Raw genomic sequence first — 12,645 nt, 5'->3', positions numbered from 1 at the left:
GGGGCAAGGCGTCTGGTTTTTGAGAGAAATGGGCAGCGAGTAAAAAAGCCCTCAATGCGTGGATCTCTATCCACCGCCTTGAGGGCTTTGTTTGTCAGGCTTGAAAACAGGCCTGATCGCACTGCTTAGCGGAATACCACCGTGCGTTGATCGTTCAGCAGGATACGGTGCTCAACGTGGGCGCGCACCGCACGGGCCAGAACCAGAGATTCCACATCGCTACCGATCTGGGTCAGTTCTGCTGGGCTGACAGCGTGGGTGACGTGCTCAACGTCTTGCTCGATGATCGGGCCTTCATCCAGATCCGCCGTTACGTAGTGAGCGGTAGCACCAATAATCTTCACACCGCGAGCATGGGCCTGATGGTAGGGACGCGCACCCTTGAAGCTAGGCAGAAAGCTGTGGTGAATATTGATGGCGCGACCAGACAGGGACTGACACAGATTGGTGGACAGAATCTGCATGTAGCGGGCCAGCACAACCAGATCAATTTTCAGGTCACGAGCCAGGTCGATGATCTGCTGCTCTTGCTGGGGACGGGTTTCCGGTGTCACAGGCAGGTGATGGAAAGGAATGCCGTAGGAGGAAGCCAGGCCAGCGTGGTCGGTGTGGTTGGAAGCCACGGCAGCAATTTCAACCGGCAATTGGCCGCTATGGGCGCGGAACAGCAGGTCGTTCAGGCAGTGGCCTTGGCGGCTGACCAGGATCAGTAGGCGGGCTTTGCGCTGGGCGTCATAAATAGTGGCGTCCATGCTGAATTTTTCAGCAATGGGGGCGAAGCTGGTTTGCAGCGCGTTGACGTCCTGCTTTTCGGGCAGGGAAAACTGGATGCGCAGGAAAAAGCGGTTGGTGGCGGCGTCGCCAAACTGCTGTGCCTCAAGAATGTTGCCGTTCTGCTCTAGCAGCCAGCCCGATACGCTGTGGACAATGCCGGTACGATCCGGGCAGGATAGGGTCAAGATGTAATCGTTCATCGACAGTATTGTAAAGATTTCAGAAAAATTTTTAAGCGGCCTGGGCCAGGGTTTCTTGGCTGTGTTGTGCAATCGCTAAACACGCGGTCAGGCCGGGAGACTCGATGCCGAACAGATTCAGCAGTCCAGGTATGCCGTGCTCGGTGGGACCTGAAAAGACAAAGTCGGCTGCCGCATGGCCTGCGGGCACAATTTTAGGCCGGATACCGCTATAGGCAGGGTTCAGACTGTTATCAGGCAAAGCAGGCCAGTACTCGCGCACGGCCGCGTAAAAAGAGTGGCCCCGCTGCGGGTCCATATCGTAGTTCTCGTCCTGCACCCATTCCGTGTCCGGGCCAAAGCGGGCCTGACCGGCCAGATCCAGCGTCAGATGCACACCCAGCCCGGCTTTATTGGGCATGGGGTAAATCAGGTGCTTGAAGGGCGAGCGACCCGTCAAAGAGAAATAGCTGCCTTTGCATAGATAGGCATTCGGGATATGGCGGGCATCCAGCCCCTCGATCTGGCGTGCCGCGGCGACAGCGCCCAAACCGGCCGCATTGATCAGGCAGGTGCTCGTCAGGCTGAAAGGCTCTGCGCCACCGACGTGGACCTCAAAACCCTGTCCGGGCAGGACACGCGCACTGATAAAGGGCGTATTGAAGACCAGTTGGGCACCGTGGTTCTCCGCATCGCCTTGCAAGGCCAGCATCAAGGCATGGGTGTCCACAATGCCGGTAGAAGGAGAAAGCAGGGCGGCGCTGCACTGTAAGGCCGGCTCCAGAGCCTGGGCCTGAGCGGCATCCAGCCACTGCAAATCGTTTACACCGCAAGTACGTGCCTGGGCCTGCAGTTTCAGCAGATCGGCCTCCTGCTCGGGCGTGGTCGCCACAATCAGCTTGCCGCAACGGGCGTGGTCTATATGATGTTCCTGGCAGTAGTCATACAGTTGGGTTTTGCCTTCTACACACAAGCGGGCCTTCAGGCTGCCGGGGGTGTAGTAGATGCCCGCGTGTATGACTTCAGAGTTACGCGAGCTGATGCCATTGCCAATGCTGGCGGTTTGCTCGATCAGCAGAACTTCCATGCCTTGCTGGGCCATTTGTCGGGCGCAGGCTAACCCTACTACCCCTGCTCCCAGCACTATGCAATCAACGTCGTTTGCCATGATCAGGACCTTATTGGCGGGTAAGCGCAAAAGGCGTAGTGTACTCCTGCCATGCAACTGCCGTCAGGGGCGCCTTGCAACACCCTGTCACGCCAGGGAAGGGGTCAGGTCAAAGTCGCCTGCGTGGTAGATCAGGGGTTGATGGGCGCTGCGTTCGCAGTGGGTGACTTCACCGATAAAGATCAGGTGGTCGCCGGCTTCATGCATGGCATAAGGCTTGCACTCGAACCAGGCACTGCAACGCTCGTCGTCCAGCATGAGTAAGCCGTGCGGGGAGCGTTTAGTGGGGTGATCGTGAAAACGTTCGGCCTGGCTGCCCCAGGCAAAGCGTTTGGCCAGTGATAGCTGGCTGGCTCCTAAAACGTGAATCACATAGCCTTCGCCGTCCACAAAATGCGGCAGAGACTGGGACCGTTTGGCCAGCGACCATAGCACCAGTGGCGGATCCAGGGAAACAGAGTTAAAGGAGCTGACGGTCAGGCCGATGGCCTGATCGGGGTGGTCTTTGTTGGCGCCGGTCACAACCGTCACGCCAGTGGCGAAACGGCCCAGTGCCGAACGAAAGAAGTCGCTATCGAAAGTAGAAGAAAAAACAGTCATTGCATCGAGTCTGAGGGCATACGTCCCCAAGGGAGCGTGTTAAGGAGCCAGTCGGCTCACCTGCCAGTCAGAGGGGGACTTGAGGTCGAACACCAGCCTGTCGTGCAGGCGCGAGGCACGGCCTTGCCAGAATTCAACATGGTCTGGAGTCAGTCGGAAGCCACCCCAGTGTTCAGGGCGGGCGGGATGTTCACCTAAGCTTTCAGTGTACTGCTTGGCGCGGGTATCCAGCTCTGTGCGGCTGATGGGTTGGCTTTGCGGCGAGGCCCAGGCACCAATGCGTGAGCCCAGAGGACGGCTGTGAAAGTACTCGTCGGATTCAGCCGCGCTGATGCGGCTGATGCGGCCTTCAAAGCGCACCTGGCGCTGCATGGAGGCCCAGAAAAAGGACAGGCTGGCCCAAGGATTGTGGTCCAGATCCGTGCCCTTGCGAGATTGGTAGTTGGTAAAGAACACCAGTCCTTGTTCGTCGTACGCCTTGAGCAGGACAATGCGCGCCGATGGGCGACCTTCCGGGCTCACGGTGGCCAGCGTCATCGCCGTAGGTTCGACTTCTTTCAATTCAATCGCCTGATCCAGCCAGTGTTGGAATTGCTGGCGGGGATCGGAACGGAGTTCGTTTTCGCTCAGGGAAAAGCGTTCGTATTCGTTACGCAAATCGGCAAGGGACATGGGGCGCTCTTAGGCTTGTTGAGGATTAAGCCGTGCAGTCTGGCTCTGTAGTAATTGAACCACTGATTGCAGGCGTTTATCCAGAATTTTAGAGCGTTGCAGCGCCGAGGCGGTTTCCATGACGTATTCGATGCAAGGGCCGTTGGTTCCCTGGGCCGAGTACACCACTTGTCGCAGTTGTTCGTCCGGCATACGGGGTACGTAAGCATCGGTCTTGCGGTTCATGGTAAAGACCAGGGCACGAATATCGCCCTGGCTGGTGCGGCAGCGCAACCAGCGGGGAATATAGGCTCCGCTGGGCATCTCGCGCAGCCACAGGGCATCGAAGACCTTGGGCACGCTTTCAGCCGGAATGCGGAAAGCCATGCCCCGGCAAGAACCACCGACATCCAGCCCAAAGACCAGACCGGGCTGCTCGGGCGTGCCACGGTTGATACGTGACCACAAGCACAGCGCCCGGTGGTAACCGCGCAGCAAGGCTTGGCGCTGCTCGGCAAATTCAAAATCGGGACGCCAGATCAGGGAGCCGTAGCCATAGACCCACAGGTCTTGCTTTTCACACCACTGTGCCTCTTCCAGGGATTGACGCAAAGAGGCGTTGCGCTCTTCGTCAGTCAGGACACGAAAGCTGCACGGTGTGGGTACGGCGGAAGGTGAGGCGGAAATAGAATCGATGTTCACGGCAAGAAGGGGTGGTAAGCCAAAATCACAGATGCTTGAAACCTATGACAATTGTAGAGCAAGCACAGTCCACTGTAGCGGGCTTTGCTGCTGATAACTAAGGAAAAATACTCATTTGCTTATATGAGTGTTGCTATTTGGCAGAGCATAGTCAAGCCTCCAGGGCATAAGGCCCATTTCACGGGCTGGGCAGGCGCAATTAGACGTAGAATTAACGGGTTTGGCCGCATGGGCCGGTGATGGACAGATTGCATGACAGAGCAGCACAACATGGATGCCGAACGCCGTTTCGGCGGTTTGGATCGTTTGTATGGAGCCGGAGCGCGCGAGCGTCTGGCGGCCGCCCATGTGATGGTGGCGGGTATCGGGGGCGTGGGAACTTGGGCGGTGGAGGCCTTGGCCCGTTCTGCCGTGGGCCGGATTACCTTGATCGATCTGGATAATATTGCTGAATCCAATATCAACCGCCAGTTGCCTGCTTTGGATAGCACTTTGGGGATGGCCAAGATTGAAGCCATGGCCCAGCGCATCGCACAAATTAATCCGAGCTGTCGGCTGCAATTGATCGAGGACTTTGTTACCGAGGACAATGCGGCTGGCCTGATGGAGCAGCGCCCTGACGTGTTTCTGGATTGCACCGACCAGGCCAGCGCCAAGATCGCCCTGATCTTGCAGGCCAAGCGTTGCAAGGTGCCCCTGTTGAGCTGTGGCGGGGCTGGTGGCAAAACCGACCCGCTGACTTTACGCCGGGGTGATTTGTCGGTGGCACGTCATGATGCGCTTTTGAACAAGCTGCGTCAGATTCTGCGCAAGCAGCATGGCTTTGCGCGTGGCAGCGATGCCCAGGGCCGTGCCTTGAAGCGTGTGCCCCGCATGGGGGTGGATTGCTTGTGGTTCGAGCAGGAAACCCGCCTGCCACAAAACTGGACACAGGCTGAAGATGGTGCCCTGCAAGGCCTGGCCTGTGCAGGCTATGGTTCCGGGGTGACGGTCACGGCCAGTATGGGAATGCAGGCCGCCGATTACGCCTTAAACCGGATCCTGAACCAGTAAGGCGTCCTGCCAGCCACGCAAGGCGTTCGAGATTCGGATTGCCTTGGCATTGAGCAAGTCATCCAGAGAAATGTCTGTTTCACGGGCCAGCCCGCTATTCAGGAGCGCCTGCCTTTGCACGCCGGGCAAGAGCCAGCCTTGCGCGGGTGGCGTCCACCAGTGGCCCTGTTCATCCTTGATATAGATATTGCTTCGGCTGCCTTCGCAAACCCGGTTTTGCGTATCCAGAAAAATCACATCAAAGAGTTGGGGATGCTTTTCCAGCAGGGCAGCGGCGTCCTGATACCAGGGGCGATGCGTGGTCTTGTGCGAAAGCAGCGGGTCCTGGGCTGGCAGAGGGGTCTTGGACAGGCACAGTTGCACGGGGCCTTCCAGCGCAGGCAGCCTCTGAGCCTCGGCCTTCGCACTGGCGGTTGCGCTCCACAGAATGCGTAGCCGCAAGGCAGTGTTGACGGGGGCCTGGCCCAGGGCCACATGCATCGCCTGCAGCCAGGTTTGTGCGTCCCAGTCGTAGCCCAGTTCCGCACAACTGCGTGCTACGCGTTCCAGATGCAGTTCCAGCAGGGGGATTTGGCCGTCCGCGTCTACCCGCAGGGTTTCTATCAATTCAGGTTTGCTTTGGCTCATGATGCTGCCTTTAAGTCAGTGTTACAGGGGCCTGCAATACACGTGCTTTCCACAAGCACTCCAGCCATTCCTGGTCCGGGTCCGAATCCAGCACGATGCCACCGCCTACGCCGAACGTCCCCTGGCCTTGATTGTTCAGTTCCAGACTGCGGATGCTGACATTCAGGGACAGGTCGCCGTTGGGGTTCAGGAAGCCGACCGAGCCGCAGTAAATACCGCGTCGCTGCGTTTCCAGTTGACGTATGCATTGCATGGCAGCCAGCTTGGGGGCGCCGGTAATCGAACCACAGGGGAACAGGGCGCGCAGCAGGGTCTCCAGGCTGCAATCCGGCTCTACGTCGGCCTGAATGCTGGACGTCATGGTCCAGACCGAGGCATATTGCTCTACATCGAACAGGCTGGTGGTTTGTACGGTGCCGGTGCGGGCTACCTGGCCCAGATCGTTGCGCAACAAATCCACAATCATCAGGTTCTCGGCCTGGTCTTTCAGGCTGTTTTGCAGCTCCTGGGCGTTTTTCTGATCTTGAACAGGGTCGGTATCGCGCGGGCGTGTGCCTTTCATGGGGCGGGTCCACACGGTATTGCCACGTTTTTCCAGAAACAGCTCGGGTGAAAGCGACAGGATATGCCGATCACCCAGATCCAGATAGGCACCGTAGGCCACCGGGTGGCGGCTGGCCAGTGCGGTATAGAGTTCACGTGGTGCCATGCCGGATTGAATGTTCAGGGGCATGGTGTAGTTGATCTGGTAAAAATCCCCGGCTTGCAAACCTTGCTGAACCTGGGCCAGCGCATCCCGGTAGTTTTGCTGACTGATTGGCAGGCTGATTTTCAACTCGGGCTTTGCCTGACCATCCCATAAAGCCACTTCCTGCGCCTGTTCAAACACCAGCGCGTTCAGGGGAGCATGGGGCGCCGCCTCGCGAGCAGGCAGACAGGGCTCGAACAGCTCGGCCAGTTCGTAGTCCAGCGCCAGGGCCACCCAGTGGCCGGCCTGACGAGCCTGTTCGATTTTTTCAAAAGCAGTACTTAAGTCTTCCGGGCTACGAGCCTGGATATGGCCCAGGTAGCCCTGCATTTCCAGCGCATAGCCTTTTAGTCTGTCTTCAAATCGGCCATACATGCGCCGTGTTCCTTTAAAAATTCCGCCAGGGCCATGCCGGTATGCGAGGCACGGTTGGCCTGTACCTGATCCGGGGTGCCCTGCACCACCAGCCTGCCGCCGCCCGAGCCGCCTTCGGGACCCAGATCGACAATCCAGTCTGCTTCGGCAATCAAATCCAGATTATGTTCAATCACCAGCACGGTATGACCGGCATCAACCAGTCGGTGCAGCACCACAATCAGCTTTTCCACATCCGCCATGGACAGGCCCACGCTAGGCTCGTCCAGCACGTATAGGGTGTGTGGAGCCTTGTAGGCGCGGCCCGTGCGGGTCAGGCCTTCGTCCAGACGGGCCTTGACCAGTTCGCTGACCAGCTTGACGCGCTGCGCCTCGCCACCGGACAGGGTGGGAGAGGGCTGACCCAAGGTCAGATAACCCAGGCCCACGCTTTGCATCAATTGCAGCGGGCGCAATATTTTAGGATGTGCGGCAAAGTATTCAACGGCCTCGTCTACATCCATTTGCAAAAGCTGGCCGGCGGAGACGTCGCGCCAGGTGACGGCTAGTGTTTCCGGGTTGAAACGCTGGCCGTGGCAGGCGTCACAAGGCACCTTCACATCCGGCAGGAAGCTCATTTCCAGGGTGCGCATGCCTTGGCCTTCGCACAAGGGGCAGCGGCCATCGCCGGTATTGAAGGAAAAGCGTGACGCGCTCCAGCCGCGCAGGCGGGCATCGTTGGTGTTGGCGAACAGTTTGCGTACTTCGTCCCAGAAACCGATATAGGTGGCCGGGCAGGAGCGAGGGGTTTTGCCAATCGGGGTCTGGTCCACTTCCAGCACGCGGTCCAGGCTTTCCCAGCCACTGATGCTGGAGCAACCCTGCCAAACGGGTTTTTCTTTGCTGCCGACAACGCGCTGCAAGTTATCCAGCAGCACATCACGGGCAAAAGTGGATTTTCCGGAGCCTGACACGCCCGTCACCAGACTGAGTTTGCCCAGTGGAATACCGGCCTGGACCTTGTTCAGGTTATGCAGGCTGGCATCGTGGACCGTCAGCATGGGTGCATCGGCCTGGACGGGGCGGCGTGCCTGCATGGGGTGTTTGAGCGGCTCGCGCAGATAGCGGCCAGTCAGCGAATTGGGGTTGGCCTCGATTTCTGCCAGCGTGCCCTGGGCGATGACTTCACCGCCGCGTTTACCCGCGCCGGGGCCCATATCAATAATGTGTTGGGCGCGGCGTATGGTGTCTTCATCGTGCTCGACAACGACCAGCGTATTGCCATTGCCTTCCAGGCGCGCCATGGCGTTCAGCAAAATCTGGTTGTCGCGTGGATGCAGACCGATGGTGGGTTCATCCAGCACGTAGCAGACGCCCTGCAGGTTCGAGCCTAACTGGGCGGCCAGACGGATACGCTGGGCCTCACCACCCGACAAGGTGGGGGCAGCACGGTCCAGCGCCAGATAACCCAGGCCCACTTCGTGCATGAAGTCCAGACGGCTGCGGATCTCGTTCAGAATGTCGCGCGCAATATCGGCTTCGCGGCCACTCATGTTCAGGCCGCCAAAAAAGGTCTGTGCTTCGTCCACGGGTAAACCGGCCAGCTTGGCAATGGACTGGTCGCGCCATTCAAACGCCAGAGAGACCGGGTTCAAGCGTTGGCCATGACAGCTTGGGCATTCCACGGCTTCGCCGTCGTAGCCGTTGTTCCAGTTGTTTTCCTCGCCCGTTTGTTCCTGGTCGAAGCCGGTCAGCTTCAAGCCCGTACCAAAGCAGTCCTTGCACCAGCCGTGCTTGGAGTTGTAGGAGAACATGCGTGGGTCCGGCTCGGGGAAGCTGGTGCCGCAGCAGGGGCAGGCCCGTTTGACGGAGAAATGTTGCTGGCTGGCATTGGACAGCGGCTGACCTTGTCGGCGTTGCTCCAGCGACAGGGAGCCCGATGGCGTCAATGGAGCCAGCACACTAAAGGAGCCGTGGCCCAGTTCCAGCGCCTCGCGTATGGCTTGGCGCAGTTGCAGTTCGTGGCGCGGGTCAATAATCAGGTCGGCTACCGGCAGTTCCAGTGTGTGTTCGCTGTAGCGGTCCAGACGGGGCCAAGGGTTGACGGGGATGAATTCGCCATCCACGCGCAAGTGCGTATAGCCCTTACCTTGCGCCCATTTGGCCAGGTCGGTGTAGTAACCCTTGCGAGCGGTGACCAGCGGAGCCAGCAAACCAATATGCTCACCCTTGTGATCACGCAGCAGTTGTGCGGCAATTTGCTCAGCCGTTTGCGGGGCCACAGGAACCTTGCAGTCCGGGCAGTATTGGGTGGCCAGCTTCACATAGAGCAAGCGCAGGAAATGGTGGATTTCCGTCATGGTGGCCACGGTAGACTTGCGACCCCCGCGGCTGGTGCGCTGCTCAATGGCAACGGTAGGTGGAATACCGTAAATCGCGTCCACATCGGGCTGACCGGCTGGCTGCACAATGGCACGGGCGTACGCGTTTAAGGACTCCAGGTAGCGGCGCTGACCTTCGTTAAACAGAATGTCGAAGGCCAGGGTGGATTTACCCGAACCGGATACACCCGTCACCACCGTGAAGGTGTTGTGCGGAATGTGTACCGAGATGTTTTTCAGATTGTGCTCGCGCGCATTCAGGATGGCGATCTGGCCATCGTTGCTGCCGCCCGAGCTAGCCTTGTAATCTACCGCAGGCTCCTGGAACAGGGCCGAGCCTTTGCCCAGGATGGCTTGTTCGTACTCTTTCAGGGCATGGCCGGTGTGCGATTGCGCCAGCGCCATGATGTCGTCAGGCGTCCCCGCGCCCAACAATTGTCCACCATGCTCGCCACCTTCAGGGCCCAGGTCAATAATCCAGTCGGCCGCGCGGATCAGGTCCAGATTGTGCTCAATAATCAGCAGGCTGTGACCGGCGGCCAGCAGCTTGCGGAAGGCGCGCATCAGGCGGGCAATATCGTCAAAGTGCAGGCCGGTGGTGGGCTCGTCGAACAGGAACAGATTGCCTTTCTTGGCGACTTTCACCTGGCTTAGACGGGTACGCGAAGCCTGGGCCAGATAAGCCGCCAGCTTCAGACGCTGCGCTTCACCGCCTGAGAGCGTGGGCACAGGTTGGCCCAGTTTCAGGTAATCCAGACCAACATCGGCCAGTGGCGCCAGGCCAGTTTGTACATCGCGCAAACCTTCAAAAAACTCCATGGCCTGATGCACGGTCATGTCCAGCACCTCGTCAATCGAGGCGCTGCGACCAAAGTGTTCGATACGTACTTCCAGCACTTCTGGGCGGAAGCGCTTGCCATCGCAATCCGGGCAGCGCAGGTACACATCGGACAGGAATTGCATTTCGATATGTTCAAAGCCCGTGCCGCCGCAGGTGGGGCAGCGGCCATCGCCACTATTGAAGCTGAAGGTGCCGGGCGTGTAGCTGCGTTCTTTGGACAGCGGGGCCTGGGCAAACAGTTTGCGGATAGGGTCAAAGGCCCCGACATAGCTGGCCGGGTTGGAGCGGGCTGTCTTGCCGATAGGCGTCTGGTCTACCATCACCACTTCGGCAATTTGCTCGGCGCCCAGCAAGGCGCCGTAAGGGCCAGGGGCTTCCGTCGGTTTGCCTTGCTGTTTCAGGATGGCCGGGTAGAGCACGTCCTGAATCAGCGTGGATTTGCCCGAGCCGGATACACCCGTCACGCAAACCAGACGGCCCAGTGGAATGGACACGGAGATATGACGCAGATTGTGCGCGCTGACGTCTTCCAGCAGCAGGCGGGGCGTGTTCTCGGCCACCGGCATAGGGCGGGGCGATTCGATGCTCAGCTCGCCGCTCAGATAGCGGCCTGTCAGCGTTTCCGCGCCGCGCAAGGCTTGGGGCGAACCATCAAACAGAATCTGACCGCCACGCTCGCCAGGGCCGGGGCCCATGTCCAGAATACGGTCGGCAGCTACCATCACTTGCGGGTCGTGTTCAACCACCACCAAGGTGTTGCCATTGCCGCGCAGACGGTGCATCACTTCAATAATGCGGTGCATGTCACGCGGGTGCAGACCAATCGAAGGCTCGTCCAGCACGAACAGGGTGTTCACCAGCGAGGTGCCCAGCGCCGTGGTCAGGTTGATACGCTGCACTTCACCGCCAGACAGGGTGCGGCTTTGGCGGTCCAGGGACAAATAGGACAGACCCACATCGCACAGATAGTCCAGGCGGGACAAGGTTTCTTTCAAGAGCAGATCAATGGCTGCATCGCGTGCGTCGCCAAAGTGCAGGCCACGGAAGAAGGTACGTACATGCTCAATAGGCAGACGCATCAGGTCCGGGACGCTCAGGCCGGGCATGGCATCCAGTTGCTCGCGCAGCCAGTTGGAATGCACGGGCATGAAGCGTGGATAGCGGGAGTCGGCGGGCGCTGCCTGATCACCCACGCGCCACAGGCTGGCTTCGGGTTTCAGACGAGAACCCGCGCAGGCCGGGCAGGTGTTGTAGCTGCGGTATTTGGACAGCAACACACGTACGTGCATCTTGTAGGCACGTGATTCCAGCCAGTCAAAGAATCGCTGGGCACCGTACCACTGTGTTTTCCAGGCCTGATTGCCGCCTTTCCAGTCTGGGGTACCGTTAATCACCCAGTCGCGCTCTTCCTGGCTCAAATCTTTCCAGGGCACGCCCAGACGCACACCGGCCGCCGGGGCGTAGCGTTCCATCTCGACCTGACATTCCTTGTAGCTGGCCGTCTGCCAAGGGCGGATTGCACCTTCCAGCAGGCTTTTGCTGGGGTCGGGAACGACCAGACCATAATCAATGCCCATTACCCGGCCAAAGCCACGGCAGGACTCACACGCGCCCAGAGGCGAGTTGAACGAGAAGGTGCTGGCAACCGGCGTGCTGTATTCGATATCGCACTGGGCACAGTGCAGGCCCTGGCTGAAACGCCAGGCGGTTTCCGGGCCATCGGCACTGGCCGAGGCGTACACCGTCAGCTTGCCCTGGCCGTGGCGCAAGGCCGCTTCGATGGCTTCCATGAAACGCTCCGGCTCGACCGTGCTGGCGCGGAAGCGATCCTGAATCACATAGAGAAGCTTTTGTTCTGTGGAAGCGGTTTTGCTGCTTTTGCCCTTTTTCGTGCTGCTGCTGACCGTGACGGTCTGTGTTTCTTCGTGGTGCAGGCGGGTGTAGCCCTGCTGATGCAGCAAGGTTTCAATTTCTTGCTGCGTGAAGTTGGCCGGAACCTTGACGGCAAAGGTCAGAACCAGACGAGGATCGTCGTGGTCTACCGCCAGTTGGCGAATCTGTTGGGCGATGCTGTCGGCATTGTCGCGGCGTACAGGCTGGGCACACTGGCGGCAATACAGCTCGCCCAGACGGGCGTACAGCAACTTGATGTAATCGTTCAGCTCCGTCATGGTGCCCACGGTACTGCGCGAGTTGCGTACCGGGTTCACCTGGTCGATGGCAATGGCGGGCAAGATGCCTTCGATGCGATCGACCTGTGGCTTGTCCATGCGGTCCAGAAACTGACGCGCATAGGGCGAGAAGGTTTCTACGTAGCGCCGTTGGCCTTCTGCATACAGAGTGTCAAAGGCCAGTGAGCTTTTGCCTGAACCTGAAACGCCGGTAATAACCAGTAACTCGCCCGTTTTGATACGTACATTCAGGTTTTTCAGAGTGTTCTGGCGGGCGCCAAAAATGCGAATTTCTGAGCTCATGGCAAGGTCGGCTTTCTGGAGAGGGCAGAGTAGGGACGCGGCAGCGAAAAGGCCTGTCAAACAGGCCCCATGCGCCAGTGAGAGCGGTACATG

General features: G+C 59.1%; 9 protein-coding genes. 1 reads left to right on the top strand and 8 read right to left on the bottom strand.

Features of this window, described 5'->3' with window-relative positions:
- Positions 1-125 precede the first annotated feature (125 nt).
- From purU to ACDI13_RS06700, 5 genes are all read right to left on the bottom strand, one after another.
- Positions 126-980 carry a formyltetrahydrofolate deformylase gene (gene purU / locus ACDI13_RS06720; RefSeq protein ID WP_316988467.1) on the bottom strand — a complete coding sequence of 285 codons (855 nt, stop codon included), beginning with the start codon at positions 978-980 and terminating at the stop codon, positions 126-128.
- A gap of 25 nt (positions 981-1,005) precedes the next feature.
- Complete coding sequence (locus ACDI13_RS06715; RefSeq protein WP_316988463.1) at positions 1,006-2,121, bottom strand: NAD(P)/FAD-dependent oxidoreductase; 1,116 nt, start codon at positions 2,119-2,121, stop codon at positions 1,006-1,008.
- 87 nt (positions 2,122-2,208) lie between these two features.
- Positions 2,209-2,721 carry a flavin reductase family protein gene (locus tag ACDI13_RS06710; RefSeq protein ID WP_316988464.1) on the bottom strand — a complete coding sequence of 171 codons (513 nt, stop codon included), beginning with the start codon at positions 2,719-2,721 and terminating at the stop codon, positions 2,209-2,211.
- Positions 2,722-2,760: 39 nt separating this feature from the next.
- The gene (pdxH, locus tag ACDI13_RS06705; protein ID WP_316988465.1) at positions 2,761-3,393 is read right to left on the bottom strand and encodes a pyridoxamine 5'-phosphate oxidase; all 633 of its coding nucleotides are present in this window, start codon (positions 3,391-3,393) and stop codon (positions 2,761-2,763) included.
- 9 nt (positions 3,394-3,402) lie between these two features.
- A complete protein-coding gene (locus tag ACDI13_RS06700) occupies positions 3,403-4,074 on the bottom strand; it encodes a gamma-glutamylcyclotransferase (RefSeq protein WP_316988466.1) in 672 nt (223 codons plus the stop codon).
- Positions 4,075-4,326: 252 nt separating this feature from the next.
- Here ACDI13_RS06700 and ACDI13_RS06695 point away from each other — a divergent pair, with 252 nt between their 5' ends.
- The gene (locus tag ACDI13_RS06695) at positions 4,327-5,127 is read left to right on the top strand and encodes a tRNA threonylcarbamoyladenosine dehydratase (RefSeq protein ID WP_316990927.1); all 801 of its coding nucleotides are present in this window, start codon (positions 4,327-4,329) and stop codon (positions 5,125-5,127) included.
- Here ACDI13_RS06695 and ACDI13_RS06690 read toward each other — a convergent pair.
- The 3 genes from ACDI13_RS06690 to uvrA are packed head-to-tail and all read right to left on the bottom strand — an operon-like array spanning position 5,104 to position 12,552.
- Positions 5,104-5,754: an aminotransferase class IV gene (locus ACDI13_RS06690; RefSeq protein ID WP_316990924.1), complete on the bottom strand. Its 651-nt coding sequence runs from the start codon at positions 5,752-5,754 to the stop codon at positions 5,104-5,106. The two genes, ACDI13_RS06695 and ACDI13_RS06690, sit on opposite strands and share 24 nt — an antisense overlap.
- Positions 5,755-5,764: 10 nt before the next feature.
- Positions 5,765-6,877, bottom strand: a complete 1,113-nt coding sequence (gene pabB / locus ACDI13_RS06685; RefSeq protein WP_316990925.1) for an aminodeoxychorismate synthase component I — start codon at positions 6,875-6,877, stop codon at positions 5,765-5,767.
- Positions 6,850-12,552: an excinuclease ABC subunit UvrA gene (gene uvrA, locus ACDI13_RS06680; protein ID WP_372372900.1), complete on the bottom strand. Its 5,703-nt coding sequence runs from the start codon at positions 12,550-12,552 to the stop codon at positions 6,850-6,852. The genes pabB and uvrA overlap by 28 nt, the downstream gene beginning before the upstream one ends.
- Positions 12,553-12,645: the final 93 nt, after the last annotated feature.

The sequence above is a fragment of the Alcaligenes faecalis genome (assembly GCF_041521385.1).
Lineage (GTDB): Bacteria > Pseudomonadota > Gammaproteobacteria > Burkholderiales > Burkholderiaceae_B > Alcaligenes > Alcaligenes faecalis_E.
Note: the sequence above shows the minus strand (reverse complement) of the source record. Positions and strands in the feature narration are given on the sequence as shown.